General features: G+C 39.0%; 17 protein-coding genes. 10 read left to right on the top strand and 7 right to left on the bottom strand.

Annotated elements, in window-relative coordinates:
• The first annotated feature begins 347 nt into the window (after positions 1-347).
• From ubiE to ABD676_RS05740, 4 genes are read left to right on the top strand one after another with little or no spacing between them, the layout of a single operon-like run.
• A complete protein-coding gene (ubiE, locus tag ABD676_RS05755; protein ID WP_344673640.1) occupies positions 348-1,085 on the top strand; it encodes a bifunctional demethylmenaquinone methyltransferase/2-methoxy-6-polyprenyl-1,4-benzoquinol methylase UbiE in 738 nt (245 codons plus the stop codon).
• A 39-nt stretch (positions 1,086-1,124) separates the two neighbouring features.
• Positions 1,125-1,886, top strand: a complete 762-nt coding sequence (locus ABD676_RS05750) for an SDR family NAD(P)-dependent oxidoreductase (protein ID WP_344673639.1) — start codon at positions 1,125-1,127, stop codon at positions 1,884-1,886.
• Between the two features lie 14 nt (positions 1,887-1,900).
• On the top strand, positions 1,901-2,356 hold the full coding sequence (locus ABD676_RS05745) for a GatB/YqeY domain-containing protein (RefSeq protein WP_344673638.1): 456 nt from the start codon (positions 1,901-1,903) through the stop codon (positions 2,354-2,356).
• Positions 2,357-2,366: 10 nt separating this feature from the next.
• On the top strand, positions 2,367-2,819 hold the full coding sequence (locus ABD676_RS05740) for a GNAT family N-acetyltransferase (RefSeq protein WP_344673637.1): 453 nt from the start codon (positions 2,367-2,369) through the stop codon (positions 2,817-2,819).
• Between the two features lie 628 nt (positions 2,820-3,447).
• Here the strand turns inward: ABD676_RS05740 and ABD676_RS05735 are convergent.
• The 6 genes from ABD676_RS05735 to glsA form a co-directional block, all read right to left on the bottom strand.
• Complete coding sequence (locus ABD676_RS05735; RefSeq protein WP_344673636.1) at positions 3,448-4,971, bottom strand: DUF5689 domain-containing protein; 1,524 nt, start codon at positions 4,969-4,971, stop codon at positions 3,448-3,450.
• Between the two features lie 17 nt (positions 4,972-4,988).
• Complete coding sequence (locus tag ABD676_RS05730; protein WP_344673635.1) at positions 4,989-6,509, bottom strand: SusD/RagB family nutrient-binding outer membrane lipoprotein; 1,521 nt, start codon at positions 6,507-6,509, stop codon at positions 4,989-4,991.
• Between the two features lie 11 nt (positions 6,510-6,520).
• Positions 6,521-9,754, bottom strand: coding sequence for a SusC/RagA family TonB-linked outer membrane protein (locus tag ABD676_RS05725; protein WP_344673634.1), 3,234 nt, complete (start codon positions 9,752-9,754; stop codon positions 6,521-6,523).
• A gap of 20 nt (positions 9,755-9,774) precedes the next feature.
• Complete coding sequence (locus ABD676_RS05720; protein ID WP_344673633.1) at positions 9,775-10,917, bottom strand: Sb-PDE family phosphodiesterase; 1,143 nt, start codon at positions 10,915-10,917, stop codon at positions 9,775-9,777.
• A 1,491-nt stretch (positions 10,918-12,408) separates the two neighbouring features.
• A complete protein-coding gene (glsB, locus tag ABD676_RS05715) occupies positions 12,409-13,374 on the bottom strand; it encodes a glycine N(alpha)-acyltransferase GlsB (protein WP_344673632.1) in 966 nt (321 codons plus the stop codon).
• A gap of 3 nt (positions 13,375-13,377) precedes the next feature.
• Complete coding sequence (glsA, locus tag ABD676_RS05710) at positions 13,378-14,211, bottom strand: lyso-glycine lipid O-acyltransferase GlsA (RefSeq protein WP_344673631.1); 834 nt, start codon at positions 14,209-14,211, stop codon at positions 13,378-13,380.
• A gap of 414 nt (positions 14,212-14,625) precedes the next feature.
• Between glsA and ABD676_RS05705 the strand changes: the two genes are divergently transcribed.
• The 6 genes from ABD676_RS05705 (at position 14,626) to ABD676_RS05680 (ending at position 21,131) form a co-directional block, all read left to right on the top strand.
• Complete coding sequence (locus ABD676_RS05705; RefSeq protein WP_344673630.1) at positions 14,626-15,288, top strand: CBS domain-containing protein; 663 nt, start codon at positions 14,626-14,628, stop codon at positions 15,286-15,288.
• A gap of 45 nt (positions 15,289-15,333) precedes the next feature.
• Entirely contained in the window at positions 15,334-16,227 is an 894-nt protein-coding gene (locus tag ABD676_RS05700) for an NAD kinase (protein WP_344673629.1), read from the top strand.
• Between the two features lie 212 nt (positions 16,228-16,439).
• On the top strand, positions 16,440-17,177 hold the full coding sequence (gene uppS, locus ABD676_RS05695; protein WP_344673628.1) for an undecaprenyl pyrophosphate synthase: 738 nt from the start codon (positions 16,440-16,442) through the stop codon (positions 17,175-17,177).
• Positions 17,178-17,298: 121 nt separating this feature from the next.
• Entirely contained in the window at positions 17,299-19,872 is a 2,574-nt protein-coding gene (bamA, locus tag ABD676_RS05690) for an outer membrane protein assembly factor BamA (RefSeq protein WP_344673627.1), read from the top strand.
• Positions 19,873-19,936: 64 nt separating this feature from the next.
• Positions 19,937-20,470, top strand: coding sequence for an OmpH/Skp family outer membrane protein (locus ABD676_RS05685; RefSeq protein ID WP_344673626.1), 534 nt, complete (start codon positions 19,937-19,939; stop codon positions 20,468-20,470).
• A gap of 91 nt (positions 20,471-20,561) precedes the next feature.
• Positions 20,562-21,131: an OmpH/Skp family outer membrane protein gene (locus ABD676_RS05680; RefSeq protein ID WP_344673625.1), complete on the top strand. Its 570-nt coding sequence runs from the start codon at positions 20,562-20,564 to the stop codon at positions 21,129-21,131.
• Positions 21,132-21,199: 68 nt separating this feature from the next.
• Here the strand turns inward: ABD676_RS05680 and ABD676_RS05675 are convergent, their stop codons facing one another.
• A complete protein-coding gene (locus ABD676_RS05675; RefSeq protein WP_344673624.1) occupies positions 21,200-22,891 on the bottom strand; it encodes a GMC oxidoreductase in 1,692 nt (563 codons plus the stop codon).
• Positions 22,892-23,093: the final 202 nt, after the last annotated feature.

Here is a 23,093-nt window from a genome sequence, read left to right as displayed (position 1 = left end):
GTAAGGAAAATAAAACTCCCCTATAACCAAAGTTTTGAACAGCCTATTTAGGTGCAGCAACAATCATACAATACTGATTGAAATTCAAGCCCTAGTATTCCACAACCATTGTTAGTAAGCTGTTGGTAAGTTTTTGTCACCACTCATTATCAGTAACTTAGATAAATGTTAATAAGATAAAGCATTGTTAAGAACCTAAAACAGCTAAACCTTACACAGGCTTAATTAGGAAAGATTTCTACTTCAAATTCATTGTCAAGGAGTTAAGTAATTTCAATTCTTGCAACTGTTTAAAACTGTCGGTGTTAGAAGAATATTTTCTCTATACTTTGTTGTATCTTTGTGTCATGTCAAACGATGCATCTACAGTAAAACCTTACAATCCCGAAGGCGGTAAAAAGGAACAAGTGGCCGATATGTTTAACAACATTTCGAAGACTTATGATTTATTAAATCGCTTTATGACTATGGGGATTGATACGATATGGCGTAAAAAAGCCATCAAATCCCTTAAAAGCATTCACCCACAAATGATCTTAGATGTAGCAACCGGCACTGGTGATTTTGCGCTAGATGCTATTCGCATTCTAAATCCTAAGAAAATCATTGGTGTAGACATTTCCCAAGGAATGTTAGATGTTGCCAAGGAAAAGATTAAGAAAAAAGGATTGGAGCATCAATTTGAAGTATGCTTAGGCGATTCTGAAAAATTACCTTTTGAGGATGAAACCTTTGATGCAGTAACCGTTGCTTTCGGGGTTCGTAATTTTGAAAATCTAGAGCAAGGCTTAAGCGATATTCGTCGCGTATTAAAACCCGGAGGTAAAGCAATAATCTTGGAACTTTCCAATCCTACTGCATTTCCGATTAAGCAATTATTTCAATTCTATTTCCATAAGGTCACTCCTGCTATGGGTAAATTGATCTCAAAGGACAATAGAGCCTATGAATATCTTCCAGAATCTGTGGCTAAATTCCCTGATGGAGAACGATTCGCCGCAATCTGTAAGACTGTTGGTTTCCAAAGCTGCAAGGTACGTCCGCAGACTTTCGGATTCAGCACCATTTATGAGTGCCAGAAATAATGCGCTTTTCAAATTTAGATTAGCATAAACCACAATAACATGAGAACAGTTTTAATTACAGGTGCAAGTTCAGGAATTGGTGAAGCTTGTGCCTTGGAATTGGCAAGCGAACAAAACTTCCGCTTACTGTTATGCGCCAGAAGAGTCGAGAAACTTGATGAACTGACGCAAAAAATAAAACACATAAATCCACAAACCGAAGTACATACCTTCAAATTGGATGTACGCAATGCGGATGAGGTGGAAACAACTTTAGGTAATCTACCAGCAGAATGGAAACAGGTGGATATCCTAATCAATAACGCAGGACTTAGCCAAGGTCTTGATCCAATTCAAGATGGTGATATTGGCGATTGGGATCGAATGATTGATACCAATGTGAAAGGTCTACTTTATGTAACCAAGTATGTAGTCCCAATGATGGCGGCTAGTGAGCATGCCCACATCATCAATCTAGGCTCCATTGCGGGCAAAGAAGTCTATCCGAATGGAAATGTCTACTGCGCCACCAAACACGCCGTAGATGCCTTAAATAAAGCCATGCGCATTGATTTATTGCAGAAAGGAATAAAAGTTACAGCAATAAATCCGGGAATGGTTGAAACAGAATTCTCCGAAGTTCGTTTTCATGGAGACAAGGATCGCGCAAAAGCTGTATATCAAGGTTTGACACCTCTCTCAGGAAAGGACATTGCTGATATTGTATCTTTCGTTCTTTCCAGACCGAAACATGTCAATATCAATGACATTTTGGTGATGCCGACGGTTCAAGCAAATGGAACAATAATCAATAGAAATTAATAGATAAGAATAGCATGTCATTAGAAACACAAATCAACCAAGATATTAAAGTGGCAATGATCGCGAAAGATAATGTTCGTTTAAGAGGTTTAAGAGCCATCAAAGCAGCAATCCTTTTAGCAAAAACAGAAAAAGGTCAAGTTGAAGAAATGACTGAAGATACCGAAATCAAGGTACTACAGAAACTGGTTAAACAACGTAAAGAGTCCGCTGAAATCTACCAACAGCAAGGACGCAAAGATCTTTATCAAATTGAAGTGGAAGAACAAGAAGTCATTGAAGCTTATCTTCCAAAGCAATTAGACCGTGCTGAAATTGAAGAAGCAATCAAAGGAATTATTGCTTCTACTGGCGCAAGCTCAATCAAAGATATGGGTAAGGTAATGGGGGCTGCTAACCAACAATTAGCAGGAAAAGCAGATGGCAGAACCATCTCAGAAGTTGTAAAAGCATTATTAAGCAACAATTAAAATATTCAATATGGAATGGCAGGTTAAATCATTCGACGAATTAAGCCCTTTGGAATTGTATCGAATTCTACAGCTCCGAGAAGAGGTCTTCGCCCTGGAACAAACCTGCCTTTACCGGGATTGCGATAATAAAGACTTATTTGCCAAGCACGTCTTTGCCTTAGAAGGTGAAAAATGTGTGGCCTATACCCGCATACTCCCACCAGAGATCTCTTACCCTGGCTGCAGCTCCATCGGAAGAGTAGCCGTACATCCCGATTACCGTGGCCTCGACTACGGAAAACTAATCATGGAACAATCCATGAAATCCCTTTTAGCGGATTACCCAGACTACCCAATCCGCATCTCCGGACAACAATACCTCGAAAAATTCTACAATAACCTCGGCTTCAAAACCGAAAGCGATCCTTACTTAGAAGATGATATCCCCCATTTGGAGATGACATACTATGGTAGTATTTAGTAGTTAGTATTTAGTATTTAGACCGTTGAAAGGTTAATAGATGTGAGATGTGAGACCGCTGCGCTATTAGATATGAGATATTATTTTGGGTATAAGTTGTTTTAATAAACTTGATAAAACTAACTGTGAACTACCCCTATCTTTATCACATCACGGGTCTAACTACTAATTACTTTATACTAAATACCGCCCGTAGGGCTCAGACTCTTCGCTTCGCTCTGAGTTATAAATAGTCCCTCTTTCTATTTCTATTCTCATATCTCAAATCACTAAAAATTCAAACATTATCTTTCTCTTTAACACCCTTTCTATCTCAAATCTCACACCCCTATCATTAGCAAACAACGATCTAAATACCAACTACTTAATACTAAATACCGCCCGTAGGGCTCAGACTCTTCGCTTCGCTCGGAGTTGTAAATAGTCCCTCTTTCTATTTCTATTCTCATATCTCAAATCACTAAAAATTCAAACACTACCTTTCTCTTTAACACCCTTTCAATCTCAAATCTCACACCCCTATCATTAGCAAACAACGGTCTAAATACTAAATACTTAATACTAAATACTAAAAAAAAGGCACCCAATACGGATGCCCTTTCATATATAATATTAACAATAGTGCAGGTTATTGTACCAGCTTGGTGGTGAACTCTGGATTTTCAATCTCTTCCAGTGTTGACTCTTTTTGAAGCTGGTAAGCATTCTTAACACGAGCTTTAGTCCATCGCTTCAGCTTGATGTTATATTCGCCACCCATGTAGTTAAAGAGACCAGCATCCGATGGTGTATTGTAAGTAATATTATTGGTATTAGTTCCTGAACGGTAGAAAGGCTGTTCTTTTAAGGTAATCGGATTAATGATATCGTAGAAGTCTGTATTCGCGATACGGTATCCAAAACCATTCCCTACTAAGGAACCACCAGTTGCCACGAATATCACATCCTCAGGAATGGATTTTTCGGTCACATCGGTACCTTGGAAAACTGCAATACCATAAGCATTACCACTATTAGCCAATAAGTTGGCACTCTTGGTTCCAAAACCTTGTCCATCATTGGAAGCATAGTTATATGCAGCAATCCAATTTGCATGTTTAATGCTCGTCGATCCGGTACTAAGAATTAATCCATTCGATCCCCCCACATAAAAAAGTGTTCCTTTTTTAGCTGTACCTTTTGTTAAATTAATTTTATAAGTACGGATACCTCCAGTTGCCCATCCTTTCTGCGGGAAACCTGTTGGTGTAGAAGCATTCGCATTGTTAGTCGTAACTACAGAGAATGGCGTTTGGGCGAAATCAATATCCTCTGTCGCCATGAACTGCATATACTCATGATTGGAATCAGAACCTTTCGGATCATTATTCCAACCAGTGATAATAATCTTTGGCACCTTATAAACGGATTTCAATTCCACTAAATCACTTGGTACACGAAGGCGTTGATAGGCTAGAACTGTATCGGTCTGTGTTTGTGTAAAGACAATACCATAATAATTCGCCATGGTATATTGTGGAAGATTTGCTAAAGAAGAGCTTGCCTCTGTCTTTACCGTTATAGTTCCAAAACCATCATTGATTGTCTGATCACCTGAAATTACCTGTCCTGGCTCAGGAGTATATTCAAACCCACCCTTTACAATAGCTACCAATGTACTTTCGTAGTCATACGGTTTTGCAGCGATCTTTGCCGAATTGGTTAATGTGGCATAAATCGGACGTTGGGAGGCAACCTTGGTAATCTTTTCCTTGGTGACATTTTGTATTTGAAGGATATCATCAACGCGGTTAAGAACCGTTCCTTCAATGTTTATCAAAACAGAATCGCCTGGTTTAAAATCCTTAGCTATATCACCTACTGGAATAGCTAATCCACGAAGAAACCCTAATCGTCTAGCATCTTGTACAAATAGCATCCCTGCAGGTAAATTACCGCCGGAGTGATCCGAAATCACCGTTGCTGATAAGTTACTTGATCCTTCCAAAGTCTCAAGATTCAGGTTTACTGCTGAACCTTTATATAAATTACGAACATCATAAATACCGATGTAAGGACTTATCTCTCCACCAGGGTAATTGGACTCTGCACAGCCAGCTACTGTAGCTAACAACAAAGCGAATCCAAACCATTTTATAAATTTATTTTTCATTGCTGTAAAATCTTAAATTAAGGCTTCTGCCACCACATTTTCGTGTTAATTGCATCTGGTCCCTGTTGAGCAACCGCATCCTTGTAACTGGTCGGATTGGATGATTGTACATAAACAGGGTACTGCATACGCGCAGGCATTTCCCCATTGTTCTTTAATCCGTCCCCTTTTGGCAATACCGGGTGTCCCGTACGACGATACTCAAACCATTGTTGAAGGTCAACCAAGAATAAAGCAAAATATTTCTGTTTATGAATACGCTCCATTTTACCCTCGAATGTATCGTTATTATCCCAGTCGATATCTGAAGCTGCCAAATGATCTTTAATAACCCCTGGCCAAGTTGGAATCCATAATTTAATGGAACTCTCCGCACCAGAATAAAATGGAACAGATGGATCTCCACTGATATACCCTTTCAACATAGCCTCTGCTTTAATAAACTCCACCTCGGCAAAGTTCATGATCATACCAGTCATTGGTTCCTTTTGCATACTATTTACACCGGCATTTTGATCGGCAGAATAGAAATAAGACATTTTCGAATAATCTTCATTCCCTGCTGCATAACCACTTGGAACACCTTCAAAATTCCCCGAAACTGGCGCTATTCCCCACCGGTTAATTCCATTAGTACCATATTCCGGAATATTAAGACGTGGGTCATTGGAATCACGTAGGAAATCGATAAAGAATTTGGCTAAAGCAGTAGCACGGAAATCCTGAACACGTGTGGTCATAAATGGCGAAATATAGGCCCCTTCTCCTGTCCAACGTAATATAGCCGACTCCTCATTATTGGAGATAATAGGATAATTCGACTTATTGGTCTCTAAAATTTCCTTGATTTTTGCTTGTGCGTAATCCTTAGTTTCTGCTTTGTGTGCTACTCGTAATAGCAAACGTAGGTACAAGGAATTTCCAAACTTACGCCAGTTAGCAGTAACCCCTTTATAAACAGGATCGTGCAATGGGTCGATTGAAGTATTAACTTTTAATAGGGTATTTGCAGAATCCAATTTATGCAACATGTCCATATAGATATCCTGTTGTCTGTCGAACTTAGGTTCAAACAATAAGGAGTCACGACCTAAAGTCGCTTGTGAATATGGTACATCGCCATAGGTATCTGTCAGGATAGAATTGGTCCAAGCTTGAAGAATCATGGAAATCCCTTGGTAGGAAGTATTAAAAGCAACCTCTGTAAGTGCCTTCTTATACATATCCTTGTAGTTTGCCATATTCAGAAAGTGTCCACTCCATAGGTAATCCGACCAACTTCTTCTGAAGTCATAACGGAACACTTTATATTCACCATCCCCTATAGAAACCGAAACCTGCATCAATTCATTATTAAAACCTCGATTTCTGTTCATGTTGATTGAAGTCGATTGAATGAGGGCATTCGACATCAATTGTTGTGGATAAGCATCCTTTGTTTTGGTGGGATCTGTATTTAACTCCAAGAACCCTTTATTACAGGACCCTAGGCTAATCATGGCTAGCAATCCCACAAATATTTTCGTTTTCAATTTCATGATTTCCTAATTTAGAATCCTACAATTAAGTTAAATCCAAATGTCCTTGTCGATGGGAATTGCGCAATCTCAAATCCTTTAACAATATCACCGCCGTCCAATGTTCCAAATTCGGGGTCAAAGGCTGGCCATTTTGTCCAGATAAACAAATCACGTCCATAAACACCAATGGTAGCACGATTTATTCCTAAACGATCCGTAATGTTCTTATTCAAGGAATAATCTATACGCGCTTCACGGAATTTTATGAAATCCGTACGGAAGGTACTTCCCTCGGCATTATCTTGTCCAAAATGCGAACGGTAATATTCATCAATGTTCTTCGCAATAACATCATTCTTACGGAATGTACCATCAGCATTCTGAATGACACCATTACCGATAATACTGCTGTATCGACCTGGAAGGGTATTGACAGTTTTACCTTGTTCCGCTAATTTATAATGTGTCAATGAATGCCCTACTCCGCCCCATTGTGCATCAAACAAGAGGTTTAAGCGAATATTTTTATAGCTAAAGTTATTCCCTAAACTCGCTTTCCCTTTTGGAATGGTATTTCCTAAATAGACAACACTATTGGATAGCTTAGCATAACCAGTTGTTTCATCATAGATCACCTGTCCATCTGGAGAACGTAAATAGCCTATACCATAAAGATCACCTAAACTTCCGCCAACCAAACCAACAATTTGGCCCGAACCTACAGAACGTTGCTGTAATACGATAGAACTATCAGTCAATTGTTTGATGGTATTTCTATTTCCGGTATAAGTTGCCAAGGTAGACCATGTAAAGCCATCCTTCTTCTTAATGTTATCTGTGTTTATTCCGATTTCTACTCCCGAATTCTGAACCTCACCAAAATTCACTAAGAACCGACTAGCTCCTGATGCTGGATCAACCTGACGGTATAAATGCTGGTTTCTCGAATTCCCCTTATACCAGGTTACATCCAACTTAAAACGATTCTTGTAGAATCTCAAATCTGTACCAAACTCCAAAGAAGAGGTACTTAAGGGTTGAATAAACGGATTGGATAAGGTTGATGAATTCGCTAATGCTCCGCCTAACAATGGATTCGGATTTTCGTAATAATTGTCTGTTTGATATGGTTTTTGCACACCTGAACCAGTACCTGCATAGGAGGCTCTAAATTTACCGAAGCTGAAAAATTCTGGTAAATCCCAAAGTTTGGAGAATACAAAACTACCATTTATAGAAGGGTAGAAATATGGGTCGGTTTTCGCACGCATTGGCGATGCCAATGTACTCGACCAGTCTACCCTAAAGGTAGCATCCAAGAATAAGAAATCCTTGTAAGAAGTGGTAGCAAGCCCATAAAAACTATTGATTTCATAACGCTCAATGATCTGTCTGTTTTTAACTCCATATTTGGAATTGTTGTGGTTATACACACCAGGATAAAACAAACCATCAGAAGCCATTTCGTCTCTTCTGTATTCATTTCTCAAGGTATTTCCACCTCCAGTTACCGAATATTCAAAATCATCATTGATTTTATCGTTATAACTGATCAAGAAATCTAAGTTTGTCTCTTTGGAGAATATAGACTGACTACGATATGACCCTTCGTTTAATTTCGAACCAGCATCAAATGGTCTGTTTTGATTTCTATCTTCAATTCCTAAATCCATTGCTGCACGAACATGTGCTTTCAGTTTCTTTGAAAACTGATAGGAAGCTTGCGCATTTCCGTTGATCACATGGCGATTATTCGCATTGATAAACTCATAAGAAATAGCATATGGATTCTCCGGATAGGTACTGAACGGATAGAATATCTTTTTATCCTCCTGACCTCTAACCCAATATTCCCTCAACCAATTAATATCCGCACTTGGTTGCCAGAATATATACCAATACATCAAGGACTGGTTACCATATCCCGAACCGGGTAAGTTATCAGAGGATCTATTATTGTAATTAACCTTGGAATTGATGGTTAATTTATCACTGACTTTTGAATTTACGGAAAGCGCAATGGAATTTCTTTTGTATCCGGTATTCGGCACAATCCATTTGTTCTGCACATTCGAAAAGGAGAATCTTGCGGTTGTTTTATCGGTACTTCCATCAATAGAAACAGAGTTGGTAAATGTTCGGCCAACATCAAAGAAACCATTCACGCCGTCTTTACCATCATAGGCACGCCATGGCGCACGCTTATCCCCTACTTTTTGCAATAAAGGATCGTATTGAAAGAATTCCTGACCATCGAATTTAGGACCATAAGCCGAACTCGTACCACTGGTACTTGGGCCGTCCACCGATGTTCCAAAAGAATAATGTGCCGATCCATCCAATCCCTGGCCATATTGGTACTGCAATTCTGGCGAACGGTTCATGCTTTCAAAAGATGCATTGGAATTTACTGTAATACCGATTCCTTTTGATTTTTGAGAACCTGATTTAGTAGTTATAATTACGGCACCATTAGCACCACGGGAACCATATAATGCTGCCGCACCAGGCCCCTTTAATACTGTAATACTCTCAATATCCTCGGGATTGATATCATCCATACCTGAACCATAATCCACCGGCATATTATCCGATCCAGTACCATAAGGTGAATCAGAACCTAGGGCAGAACGTCGACCGGAACCACCATTTACAATTACCCCATCAACTACGATCAATGCTTCATTTTCACCAGTCAGGTTATTTTCACCACGTAGAATTATTTTGGTCGATCCTACAGGTCCTGCATTTGAGCGCATAAGGTTTACCCCTGCGACTTTTCCTGACAAGGCATCCATCCAGTTGTTCGACAAGGCTTCTGTCAACTGCTCTCCTTTCACGGTGCTAGCAGCATAACCTAAGGCCTGCTCTTCACGCTTAATCCCCAATGCCGTAACAACTACTTCTTCGATAGCCTCATCAGAAGTACCCATCCGAATAGAATAAGTGTCCTTTTCTACTTTAATGCTGGTTTGGTTATACCCGATAAGTTTCAACACTAAGGTTGTCCCTTTAACGACCGAACCACGAAATTCTCCTTGGCTGTTGGTCACGCCTATTGCACGGTTATTCGCCACAACGCTAACCCCGTCCAACGCTTTGCCAGATTGTTGATCCAATACCGTAATCCGGACATTGATCAACTCTTGTGCGAATTGCCCCTTTAGCGGCTCGGAAGCAGCGTGTAACGGAAATTCTGCCGTACAGGTTAGCCCCAGCAATAAGAGTAGGCCAACTCTGCTCATCTTCTTCGATCGACTCATGAATAATCTGTTTAGGTTTGTTAGTTTAAATTAATAGTTACTGATAGGTGTTTATCACTACGGATATAGGTTGATACGACCTCATAAGTCAACGCTTTTTGCTTCGCATCTGTTGTAAGTATCTGTGCGGACTCCGGATAAAGAATAATGCTCTTCGTCCCTTTTCCTTCTTTTAGTTTCAATTCAAAATATAAATCCGAATTATTACGAATCTCATAATATTTGGTCACGGCACCCTTAGCATTAGATTTCTCATGATAAACTGGGCTCAAGCTTACACATGCATCATAGATTGCTTTAATATGCTCTTCTTTACCAAATAAGTATTTACTGGACCAAGCTACGGTTCTACCGCTGTTCAATGCTTCACGAATTCCCTCTGGACTACGCTCTTTAGCCATAACCAAGGTCATGGTGCGATGCACACCATTACGTCCCAAATCATAACTATGCGCCATAAGGTTGTGCATATCGGTATTTCCAATAATGGTTAAGTTTCGATCTAACCCCCAGTCCAAAGCTTTAGAATGAAAACCTAATCCATTAACCACCTCGATGCCTTGTATCTTTTTTTCTTGATATTGCTTCTCTATAAAAGGCAACCACTCGTAGGAACCTTTGATTTGGGAAGCCTTCCATCCCGGGTGATTCCAGAATACAAATGCCCCATCCTTGTTAACACGATCCAAGGACTCCTGATCCAGATTCTCGTCACGCACATCGACATATTTATTGGCATCCCCAATAAATAAAGCATTAAAATGCCCCGGAGGTGTATTACGGGTAACCTCAGTTCCTTTAATCAATAAAAGATTATTTTCCTTAGCTAGGTTTACTGCTAATTCATAAGAGCGGTTATGATCGGTTGATACATTGTCCTTATTCGGCTGATATTCCATATGCTCAGTTAAGGATATGGCATCAAGCCCCTCCTGCCAAGCCTCCTGGACACGTACATTTGGCCATACATGACCATCAGAAAATACCGTATGCATATGAAAATCACATTTCAATACCTGATGCCCATTGACATTCGGTATATGTATGATGTTACGCTTACTAGGTAATTTAAATTCGTCTAATCGAATTACAGTTTCCTCGGTTTGACCGTATAAGGTACTTACGCCTAAAACAAAACAGGTTATAATTGCAGCTTTCTTCATAGTCTCTTAAATTATGGAACAAAACTACATTCAAGATATAAATTTTATGTTAACAAATTATTGCATAATTGATAAGATTTAACATTTTAAAAGCTATTTAAATAAAAAACTCTTAAAAACTCTTTGTTAAAACAGAAATTATAAAGCAAAACAAATAAACTAGCATAAAAGGTAAACATGCTACAAAACGCAAAAAAGAAAATAATTAATAACCCAAACAACATAATCACACACCGTTGGTTAAAACAGATTCAACTAGAAAATTACCTTGATTAAGAAAATCCAATGTTAAGAAATCATTAAGTGAATAGGGGATTGTATCATGAGGTTGAATAATACAAGTAAAATCTAGGAGAGTTGTTATCGGCAGGAGGATAATTTACCTGGAGGTCTGCTGTCTTTGGTCTAAAGCATAGACCGATACTAAACTTGTGGATTTAAGAATTTATTATTTAGCGAGCGATGCATGCATCGCCCCAACAAACAATCGTGATTTTATAGTTCCTACCCCAATAACTGTAGGGTCAAAGCCTGCTTCGACTGCCCATTGCAAAAATCTATTTCAACTTATTTTCTTTATCTGATTTGCATAGTTAGAAGATCACTCAGCTAGCTTCGATGACGAGTCATGGGGAGGGTGAGTGAGACTCTTCACTTCGTTCTGTTTGTAAATGGAAGATATAAATTTAATTAGCGGGCGATGCATGCATCGCCCCTACAAACAATCGTGATTTTGTTGTTCCAAACCACCATAACTGTAGGGTCGAAGCATGCTTCGACCGTTTCAAAATCCATCATCCAATAAATTAACTATTTCTGATTTGCATAGTTTAAAGATCTTCCACCTTTGATGGAAGATGACGAGTCATAGGGAGGGTGAGTGAGACTCTTCGCTTCGCTCTGAGTTGGAAATGGTGAATGTAAATTTAATTAGCGGGCGATGCATGCATCGCCCCTACAAACAATCGTGATTTAATTGTTCCTAACCCACATAACTGTAAGGTCGAAGCATGCTTCGACCGTTATACAAAATTCAATAAATTCAATCCCGCCAATAAGTCTAAAATCTGGTGTCTTTCGTCTGTTGTCTCATCGTTTTTTCTCACATCTAATAGCGAAGCGGTCTCATATCTCCTATCTATTTCTGATGTCTTTTGTCTGTTGTCTATAAGTCTCTCACAGGGGTTTCATTCGAGACACTTTCGGATCTCCTTCGGAACTTGTTCGGATCTCCTTCGGAACTCGTTCGGTTCCGACCGAACGAGATCCGAACAAGATCCCTATCAGATCCCTAGAAATTCCTTGAGAGTCTCGAAGCAATATGGTACTTAACACGAGTTTATACTACAGCAGATACGACCAAAAGTCGAGCTTATTTTATTCCGATATAAGACTGCTATGGAAAAGATATGTTTTCACAAAACTTGAAATAAAAGAAAAGAGCAACAGATTTTTACTCCATTGCTCTTCCTGATATCGTTAAATACTATTTTATCTTGCTTTGACTGGTCTTTCGCCATAATGACGATCTCTTTCAAAAGTAGACATGTGTCTTTCCTTTTTTGCCGGATAGATATCATCTAAGCTGATCAAGATCCCAGTTTCTTCCACTTCTCCGAATTCATTGTTCCTAGCGGTTCCAAATACGCGCATGGTTGGCGAAAGATTCATATATGTATTAATCAATGGTGGGATATTCTCACCCAATTCGCGAATACGTGTATTCAATACTTTATACCCCTCTTTATATTCCAAGCCATCAAAAATCCCGTTGTACTTAGAGATATCAGTTTTATAACCTAGGTACAATTCATCGACAGGATGAACCAGATTGTCCCGATCTGGGAAATAATGGTTCATGAAGTAGATCAACAGATCCCGTGCCTCTTCATTATAATGCGGATACATGGTCACTTTGCCGAAAAGATATTTTATCTCCGGATTTAAAAGCACTACGGCACCCAAACCATCCCAAAGGTTATCCAAAGAGAATAATCCTTTACGGTTATCGATTGCTGGTTGGTATTTCGGTTGCACCCAAGAACGACCCAATTCGATGGTCTTTGGTAAAAATTTGTTTTTAAAGTCTTCTGAAAAATCAAAATAATGCGCAGTTGAAAGGTGCACATCACCATTTTCACCAACTGCTTGGTCACATTTAATGACACGGTAGCCAGCGATAATTTCTTCATCCTCCGGATTCCAGGCAATTAACTGATCATAATTATGCTCGCTGGTATCATTCTCATCAATATCTAGGGGCAATCCAGTCCCACCACCAGCACCACGGAAGGTAAGTTCTCTCAACCGGCCGATCTCCTGCATAATGTTTGGAGCAGTATGGTAATTTACCAAGTACACCTCATTATTGCCGTTATTGGTATAACGGATAAAGGCATCTTTGGTAAGTTCTTTTTTGATTAATTCCCGATCAACAGGTTGAATTATTTCTTGCATATATTATTTTTTACGGTTGGCCATCGCATAAACTTGCTGTTTTACATCCTCAGCCCACTGCCGTTCGTTCTTGCTCTGGTCGAAATGTGTGTATGGAATCCGTTTACCCACATGAATGACGATGTCTTTTCCACGTTGAGAAAATAACTCATCAGGTAAATATAACATTTCAATATTAGCTTTTAAACCCAGTTTGGCACGAATTCTAGCTAAATTATAGAAGAAATTCGAGTTTCTGCCTTCGATATAAACAGGAACGATGTCCTTTTTGTATTTCTTTGCCTTATTTATAAAGCTTTTTTTCCACTCCAGGTCAACAATTTGACCATGTACTTTTCGAGAAACTAAACCAGCTGGAAACACCAACAAAGCCTGATCTGAGGCATAGGCTTGCTCAATCGCAGCGATACCTGATTTACTCTGACCGCCAAGTTTATTAACCGGAACAAACAAAGGTTCTAGGTTACGGATATTCATCAGAATATCATTCACCAAAAACTTTACATCCTTTCGATATTTTCCAATGGCATGCATAAAGGCAACACCATCCAATCCTCCTAAAGGATGATTAGACGCAAAAATTACAGGATCCGTTAAGGGGATATTCTCCACCCCATGCAGATGTACATTCACTTTTAACTCCTTCAACAAGGAATCTACAAAATCCAACCCAAGATCATCATGATATTTGGTCATGATATAATTAATCTCATCTTCGTGTATCACACGCTTTAAATAAGAAATTAATGGTTTGGGTATCCACTTGGCTAAATTTGGACTTTTCTTGTGAATGACTTCACGAACCTGTATAAACTTCTCATGCTCTAGTAAGTCCATATAATAACCGCTCTTTTAAAAGTAGCGTAAAATTACACAATTAGTTTTAAGTAGCGTAAAACAACTTTTTATTTTATTACAATCCGATAAGTAATTACTCACCTAATAATCGACGACTATTTTTTCATCATTTTTCATCATAAACTAATAACCAATCGTTTACACGTAAATCCACATACCTATGCATCCTCTATTTCCACTGAAATTGATTAAATTTGACCTTAAGTAAATTATCTGTGGCAAAGTAAAGAATGTTGCAACTCTACACTTAAAACATACATAAATTTGCAGTTAAAATTTTATTTGAAGGTTTCGATGGCTAAAATAATATTTTTTATACCTTAGCAGGAAAGAAAGATTAGCCCTGATTTAAACGTTTTCTCAAATTTAGGGTTTAATATATAAAACGGGTTCATGTATATAGGTGAAAACATATCTACACTCTTCACAGAGATCAGTCCAAACGACACGGTTGCTAAGGCGCTTGACCGCATCAATGAACTTCACCTTCAACAAATTCCCATCGTAAAAGGTAAAGAATACTTAGGCATGCTCACTGAGGAGGACTTATTAGCGCAGGATGATGAAACCATGCTGATAAAGGACCTTAAATTTAGCTTTCCCTTTATTTATATTTTCGATTACCAACACATCCTTGATGGTCTTCAATTTTTGGAAACCTATCAATTTGATGTCTTACCGGTATTAAATAAGCAGAAACAATACCTGGGTGTCATCACACCAAAGGAATTACTCTTAGCACAAAACCAGGCCATGTCTAACCAAGAAATTGGTGCCATTATAGTCTTGGAAATGGAAGAAAGGGATAATTCATTGACTCATATCGCCAACATTATTGAGTCTGAAAATTGTAAGATCCTTCATACTGGAATACGTCTATTGGAGGATTCAAGTAAAGTTGAATTGACGATCAAACTAAATAAAACGAATATTTCATCGGTATTGGCATCCCTTTGGCGGCATGATTATGTGGTTAAAGCGACCTTTAATGATGGCTCTGACCAGAATGATATTCAAGAACGATATAACCTTTTAATGAACTATTTGAACCTATAAGTTCAGAGAATTTCCCATCTTTGGGCAAAATTTTTAAACATTAACATGAAAGAGCTCGCCATTGCAGTATACGGACGCGAATTCAATCAATCGGTCATAGGCTATGTGGTCGAACTATTCAGTTATCTTCGGGAACGGAACGTTCAAGTCTACATTTACAGTGATTTCCATAACTTTTTGAAAAAACTTTGCAAGGTTGACTTCAAATTCAAGAAGTTCAAATCCTATAAAGATCTCCCAAAGGACATCTCCTTTATGCTGAGCTTAGGTGGTGATGGAACCATGCTTGCTGCGGCAACCTTAATTAAAGACTCCGGAATTCCTATTGCAGGGATCAACTTTGGTCGACTAGGCTTTCTGGCTAATATTTCCAAGAACAATATCGAAGAGGCACTGGATCAGATTTTATCCAATAAATACCAAATTCAAAAAAGAGGTTTATTACAAGTAGAAACATCGGATGGTTCCTTAGCGGAGGGTGAGAACATCGCGCTGAATGATGTGACCGTTTTTCGTTCGGATTCATCTGCAATGATTACAGTACATGCTGTTTTGGATAATGAGCTATTGAACTCCTATTGGGCTGATGGATTGATCATTGCCACTCCTACGGGTTCAACGGCATACTCCCTAAGCTGTGGTGGCCCGATTATCATGCCGGGAAGTGGTAATTTTGTGATCACACCAATTTCACCGCACAACCTGAACGTGCGCCCGATCGTGGTAAATGAAAACATGAAGTTGAAGCTGGATATTGAAAGCCGAACAGAAAAGTACATCCTTAGTTGCGACTCCAAAAGCTATACATTATCCACAAAAACGACACTTACCATCTCGAAAGCACCCTTTAATATCAACCTGATTCGATTAGAAAATGATCAATATTTCAGTATTCTACGGGAGAAACTACTCTGGGGAATAGATGTTCGCAACTACTAACAGCTATTCAATTGCGGTTTTAACACTATTTAATACGATAGGATTATCTGAAAACCTGTATCTTTACGCAAAATCTGGAATATCTTGAAACCAATATCCATAGTCGTTGCTCCTTTTGAAGGATTTATTGCTTTACAGGAATACCATTTAAGAAATGGGCTAACTTGTCGAGCATCAGCGGTTTTCCAGAGCTACTTATCGAAATTAATCCAATGAATTATAAAGATAAAATAGATAAAACTAACCTGCCTAAACACATTGCCATTATTATGGACGGCAATGGCCGATGGGCAAAAGAACAAGGGGAGCTTCGGGTCTTCGGCCATAAGAATGGTGTAACTGCTGTTCGGGAGGCCATGGAAGCAGCCGTAGAGATCGGCGTATCCTACTTAACCTTATATGCCTTCTCCACGGAAAACTGGAATAGACCAGAATTTGAAGTAAATGCCTTAATGGAGTTGCTCGTCAATTCCCTCAACCAAGAGCTACCTACCTTTCAATCCAACAACATCCGGGTTAATAGCATCGGGAATACCAAAGATCTTCCGGATCACTGTCAAGTGACCTTGGCAAGTACTATAGAACAAACAAAAAACAACACAGGTTGCACACTGACCTTGGCATTAAGTTATGGCTCGCGCCAAGAGATACTGGATGCTACAAAGGCTATTGCGCAAAAAGTGAAAAATAATGAGCTCCAAATTGAGGATATCAATGAGGAGACTATGAAACAACATCTGTACACCCATGACATGCCGGATCCGGATATCCTTATCCGAACCTCTGGTGAAGAGCGGATTAGCAATTACATGCTTTGGCAAATTGCCTATTCCGAATTATTCTTTCTACCGATCATGTGGCCAGAGTTTTCAAGAGAGCATTTCTACGAGTGTATCTATTTATTTCAAAATCGAGAAAGAAGATTTGGGAAAACTAGTGAACAATTATAAGAAATCATTACTTTTGCAACATTTTGATTTTGGCGACGTTATTGCCCAAATCCGTAATATTTCCATTTAACAAAAATTAACAAGACTTTGCTGTACTTTAGCAGACAATAATAAAAAGTAGATGAAGCATATCATAAAATTTTCTATTTTTCTGACCATCTTAATTTGCAATTTTGCCCAGGCACAGGTACCTGGAGGAAGACCAATTAACGTAAATGACCCAGACGAAATTGATTACAACGACCCTAAAAACTATATTATTGGCGGGGTAACAGTAAAAGGTGCCCAATATTTGGATACCGATGTATTGATCACCCTATCGAATTTAGTCGTTGGGAATTACATTGAAGTTCCTAGTGAGCAAACAGCCAATGTAATTAAGAATTTAATGGCTCAGAACCTATTTGAAGATGTACAATTATATGCTACAAAAATCGAAGGGGGAACCATATTCCTAGAAATCCGCGTTCAAGAACGTCCTCGTTTAACAAGAGTGGACATTGAAGGATTGAGCAAAAGTCAAACAGAAGAAGTTCGCAAGCGCTTAAATACTTCTTCAGGTAAAATTGTTAATGATAACTTATTATTAACTACCCGCACTACTATCGAGAAATTCTTAAGAGAGAAATCTTATTTATATCCAGAAATCAAAATCACGACCGAAAAAGATACGACCCAATCGAACAATGAGGTGGTGAAAGTAGATATCAAAAGAAACAAGAAAATCAAAGTTCACCATGTAAGTTTTGAAGGCAATGAGGAGTTCTCCGATAAACAACTTCAGAAATACTTAAAAGGTGTAAAACCAAGAATTTGGTACCGCGTATTTGGCCCTGGTAAATTCAAAGAGGACAAATATGAAGAGGCTAAGGAGAAAATGATCGCTAAGCTTCAGGATAAAGGGTACCGTGATGCGGAAATCATTAAAGATTCGGTGTATCGTTATGATAATAACGAGGTAGCTATTGATATGGAAGTTTATGAAGGTCCTAAATATTACGTAGGTGATATTTCATGGTCTGGAAACGCCAAATTCAAGGATTCGGTATTGAATATCTTGTTAGGTATTAAAAAAGGAGATGTATATAGCGAGGAGAAATTAACTTCTAAGTTGACTGGTCCTACGCGTAACTCCGATGATATTGCTGCGATCTATCAGAATGATGGTTATTTAACTTTCAACATTCAACCGATCATCAAACGTATCAATAAAGACACGATTGACTTGGAGATCCAAATGTCGGAAGGTAAACAATACACGATTAATAACGTGATCTTGAAAGGTAATGACGTAACGAATGACCGCGTAGTATTGCGTTCTATTTATACGAAACCTGGACAAAAATACTCTCGTGAATTATTGGTTCGAAGCGTACGTGAGATTTCTCAGTTAGGTATGTTTGACGAGCAGAAAGTACAACCTGCACCGATCAACTTGAACTTTGAGGAAGGAACAACCGATATTGAATTTACAGTTGCTGAAAAGCCTTCAGATCAGGTGGAGTTATCCGGAGGTTATGGTGCTGGTCAGGTAATTGGTACTTTAGGTTTAACCTTCAATAACTTCTCTACTTCGAACTTCTTCAAGAAGGATTCTTGGAAACCACTACCGCGTGGAGATGGTCAGAAATTGAGTATTCGTGGACAGACTTCGGGCAAGCGTTATCAGTCGTATAGCTTCTCTTTCTCGGAACCTTGGTTAGGTGGTAAGAAACCTGTCTATTTCGGATTGAGTGCTTATATCTCGAACTCGCAACAGCAGTATTATAACTTCCAGACACAGCGTTATGAAGGTTATGCAAACAACCCTAAAATCCAAATGCACGGGGTAACTGCAACCTTAGGTAAACGTCTGCAATGGCCAGATAACTATTTCCAAGTTAACAGTTCCCTATCCTACCAACGTTACTATTTGGAGAACTATGCTGGATATTTCATCTTCTCAGATGGAGAGTCGTATAACATCAACTTTACGCAAGAGATTAGCCGTAACTCGGTTGACGTGCCTATCTATCCTACTTCAGGTTCTCACTTGAAGTTAAGTGTACAATTGACGCCGCCATACTCCTTGATGAACAACATCAATTATGCTACGGCACCAGATAACCAGAAATACAAATGGACAGAATACCACAAATGGAAATTTGATTCGCAGTGGTATACGAAGATTGTAGGTAAATTGGTTTTGAAAACACAAGCACAATTCGGTTACTTAGGAACTTATGGCAACGAGACACCAACTTCACCATTTGAGCGTTTCAAATTAGGTGGTGATGGTATGCAAGGATTTGACTTCTTACAAGGATCTGAAATCATTGCGATGCGCGGTTATTCGAATGGATACGTTATTCCGGCTTCTACAGGTTCAGGACAACAATACCGTGCTGCAAGTTCAGGTAGCCCGATTTATGCGAAATATCAATTGGAATTACGTCACCCGATCTTGTTAAACGACCAAGCTACTGTGTTTGCATTAGCATTTGCTGAGGCAGGTAATACTTGGAATAAATTCTCTGAAGTTAACCCATTCAAGGTTCGTCGTGCTGTAGGGGTTGGTGCGCGTATCTTCTTACCGATCTTCGGTATGTTAGGAATTGACTACGGTCATGCCTTAGACCCTATCCCAGGTTTGCAGTCAAACCAGTGGAAACAAAACTTTACGTTCAGTATCATCCAGAACATGGGTGGATTTTAATGATTAAACTTTTTATATTTTTATTTGTCTTAAAAAGTAGAATTAAAGAAATATTGATATGTCAATGAAAAAGATTTTAACCACAGCCCTCATGCTAACCTTTATGGTAGGCATTTCATTTGCTCAGAAATTAGCGTACGTTGATTCCGAGTATATCATGAAACATATTCCTGAGTACACCGCTGGACAGAAGAAAATAGACGATCTTTCCAACCAATGGCAGAAAGAGGTGGACAAGCAATATGCAGAGATTGAACGCATGTACCAGGCATATCAGAATGATCAACCGAATCTAAATGCGGATATGCGCAGACGTCGTGAGGATGAGATTGTGAACAAAGAAAAAGCAGTTAAAGAATATCAACGTGGAAAGTTTGGTTATGATGGTGAGATCATCAAACAACGTGAAGCCCTGATGAAACCTATTCAAGACCGCGTAAGTAAAGCAATTCAAGATATTGCAACTGCTCAGCAATTGGATTTTATTTTAGATCGCCGTAGTGAAGTATCCTTCCTTTACGCGAATCCAAAGATGGATAAGAGTAATGAAGTTATTACAAAACTAGGTCTTAAGCCTAATCCGGCTTTAGCGAACTAATTTTTTTTATTATTTTGCATTTTAGATTATTAAAACAATTAACACAATAAAAAAACTTATATTTTAAAATTATAAGACTAACAAAAAGAGCATGAAAAATTTATTGAAAAGTGTAGTATTCGCATCTGGACTTCTTTTAGCATCAAACGCTGTAAATGCACAGCAAAAAATCGGTCATATTAATTCACAAGAAGTGATGGCATCGACTACCGAATTCAAAAATGCATCAGAACAATTACAGAAGTTAAAAGCGGAAAAGGATAAGCAATTGGGTGATATGTTTGCAGAATACCAAAAAAAGCAAACAGAGTTAAATGATAAGGCTAGAAATAGAAGTGAAGCAAACAAAGAGACGATTGATGCTGAGGCAAACAAAATCGTAACGGAGATGCGTGAAATGGAAGGCCGTCTTCAACAAAACCAAGAGGCTGCTGAAGAAGAATTAATGAAGAAACAACAAGAATTGTTTCAACCGATCCAAACAAAAGTTATCAATGCAATCAATGCAGTAGCTAAAGAAAAAGGATATTCTTATATCTTAGACTTAGCAACTGGTGCAGTTGCTTACTTTGCTGGTGGCGATGATTTATCTCCAGACGTTAAAGCTAAATTAGGCGTATCTGCTACCGCAGCACCTGCTACTACTCCTGCTAAAAAATAAGCATTCACAGAACGAATAATAAAAGAGGCTTCCAAATTGGAAGCCTCTTTTATTTTATATCCATTCGATTATAAATTTCCTTTCTTCAGTTCTTCCATGGCAAAATTTGCCGCTCGAGCCGTCAAGGCCATATAAGTCAAGGATGGGTTTTGGGTTCCGGTAGATGTCATACAAGCACCATCCGTTACGAATACATTCTTACAGCTATGAACTTGATTCCATTTATTCAAGATTGAGGTCTTCGGATCATTACCCATACGAGCACCACCCATCTCGTGTATATCCAATCCGGGGTTTTGCTGACTGGTATGGGTGTAGATATTCTTCACTCCAATGTATTCTAACATCTCGGCTCCTTGTTCCAGAAAGTCCTGGGTACTCTTGTCATCATTCTCATCGTAGCCAACCGAAGTGATCAATTGAGGCAAGCCGTATTTGTCTTTCAATTCAGTACTCAGGCGGACATGATTACTTTCTTTTGGAATGGTTTCCCCTTGCATCATCATACCTACTCCCCATCCGCCTACTTCCGTTAAGCTATCTTTAAACTTCGCTCCTACTTGCTCCTCTGTCCAAATACCTCTTGGTCGATATGCGGAGAAAAAACTAGCATAGCCACGTAAGAAATCAGTCTCCTGTTTTTTGACATTCCTAAAATTAGGAATCAATGGCTGAGTGGGTCGGCGACCATAATAATAGAAATCTTCAAATCCTTCGAGACTACCACCAAGGGATCCTCGGTAATTATGGAAGGCAATATATTTCCCTAAAACACCCGCATCATTACCTAGACCATTTGGAAACCGGTCGGATGTAGAATTTAATAGGATAAGGTTGCTGGCTAATGCCGAAGCATTGACAAAAATGATTTTAGCAAAGTATTCAGTCGTAGAATTATCTGCTGTATTGATGACCTGAACTCCTTTTGCCTTGTGGGTATTGGGATCATAGATGATGGACTCCACCAAGCTGTTTGACTTAAGTGTTAGGTTGCCTGTTTTCTCTGCCCAAGGTAAGGTGGAAGCATTGGAACTAAAATAACCTCCAAAGGGACAGCCACGTTGGCATAACGTTCGGTTCTGACACTTCGTCCTTCCTTGCTGCACATGGACTTCCTGTGGGTCTGTAATGTGCGCACAGCGACCTGCAATCACTCGTCGGTCAGTATACTTCTTAGGTAGTTTATCCTGAATCATTCGTTCCACCGCATTTAATTCAAAAGCTGGTAGAAATTCTCCATCAGGCATGGCCGGATGTCCATCCATATTTCCCGATACGCCAATAAATCGCTCCACATAACTGTACCAAGGCGCAATATCGGCATATCGAATAGGCCAATCTACCGCAAAGCCATCACGAGCAGGCCCTTCAAAATCATGGTCACTCCACCGTTGTACCTGTCGTGCCCAGGTCAAAGATTTCCCTCCTACCTGATATCCCCGTATCCAATCAAAAGGTTTCTCCTGAATGTATTCCTGTTCCTTGTCCGAAGTAAAGAAATGCATGGCATCCTCTTGAAAGGCATAGCATTTAGAGGCAATAGGATTCTCATTTCTTGTTGCTAAGCTCACCCGATTATGATGATCAAACTCCCAAGGGTCTTTATAAGCTGTAGGGTAATCCTTAATGTGTCTTACATCTTTTCCGCGCTCCAATAGCAATGTTTTTAAACCCTTCTCACAGAATTCCTTGGCGGTCCATCCCCCAGAAATCCCTGAGCCAATGACAATGACATCAAAGCGGTTTGTACTGTCTTTCATAGTTTTGTTTTCGTAGGGGAATTCTTCTACTGCTCTCTATTCAAAAGAATTAAGGTATTACTTTCTAAAAATTAGAAGAATTGAATTCCCAAAGGTTGATTTAATCTGCAATTTACAAAATCAAGAGGGTTTTCCACCTTTTGTCTTATCAAATTTTATCCCTAATTTCAAATGCAAATATGCTTATCGAGAAACTGATTGA

The organism is Sphingobacterium kyonggiense, assembly GCF_039536825.1.
Classification (GTDB): Bacteria; Bacteroidota; Bacteroidia; order Sphingobacteriales; family Sphingobacteriaceae; genus Sphingobacterium; species Sphingobacterium kyonggiense.
Note: the sequence above shows the minus strand (reverse complement) of the source record. Positions and strands in the feature narration are given on the sequence as shown.

Coding starts and splice junctions, on each gene's coding strand:
- ubiE (WP_344673640.1), top strand. CDS start 348: ATGTCAAACGATGCATCTACAGTAAAACCTTACAATCCCGAAGGCGGT.
- ABD676_RS05750 (WP_344673639.1), top strand. CDS start 1,125: ATGAGAACAGTTTTAATTACAGGTGCAAGTTCAGGAATTGGTGAAGCT.
- ABD676_RS05745 (WP_344673638.1), top strand. CDS start 1,901: ATGTCATTAGAAACACAAATCAACCAAGATATTAAAGTGGCAATGATC.
- ABD676_RS05740 (WP_344673637.1), top strand. CDS start 2,367: ATGGAATGGCAGGTTAAATCATTCGACGAATTAAGCCCTTTGGAATTG.
- ABD676_RS05735 (WP_344673636.1), bottom strand. CDS start 4,971: ATGAAAAATAAATTTATAAAATGGTTTGGATTCGCTTTGTTGTTAGCT.
- ABD676_RS05730 (WP_344673635.1), bottom strand. CDS start 6,509: ATGAAATTGAAAACGAAAATATTTGTGGGATTGCTAGCCATGATTAGC.
- ABD676_RS05725 (WP_344673634.1), bottom strand. CDS start 9,754: ATGAGTCGATCGAAGAAGATGAGCAGAGTTGGCCTACTCTTATTGCTG.
- ABD676_RS05720 (WP_344673633.1), bottom strand. CDS start 10,917: ATGAAGAAAGCTGCAATTATAACCTGTTTTGTTTTAGGCGTAAGTACC.
- glsB (WP_344673632.1), bottom strand. CDS start 13,374: ATGCAAGAAATAATTCAACCTGTTGATCGGGAATTAATCAAAAAAGAA.
- glsA (WP_344673631.1), bottom strand. CDS start 14,211: ATGGACTTACTAGAGCATGAGAAGTTTATACAGGTTCGTGAAGTCATT.
- ABD676_RS05705 (WP_344673630.1), top strand. CDS start 14,626: ATGTATATAGGTGAAAACATATCTACACTCTTCACAGAGATCAGTCCA.
- ABD676_RS05700 (WP_344673629.1), top strand. CDS start 15,334: ATGAAAGAGCTCGCCATTGCAGTATACGGACGCGAATTCAATCAATCG.
- uppS (WP_344673628.1), top strand. CDS start 16,440: ATGAATTATAAAGATAAAATAGATAAAACTAACCTGCCTAAACACATT.
- bamA (WP_344673627.1), top strand. CDS start 17,299: ATGAAGCATATCATAAAATTTTCTATTTTTCTGACCATCTTAATTTGC.
- ABD676_RS05685 (WP_344673626.1), top strand. CDS start 19,937: ATGAAAAAGATTTTAACCACAGCCCTCATGCTAACCTTTATGGTAGGC.
- ABD676_RS05680 (WP_344673625.1), top strand. CDS start 20,562: ATGAAAAATTTATTGAAAAGTGTAGTATTCGCATCTGGACTTCTTTTA.
- ABD676_RS05675 (WP_344673624.1), bottom strand. CDS start 22,891: ATGAAAGACAGTACAAACCGCTTTGATGTCATTGTCATTGGCTCAGGG.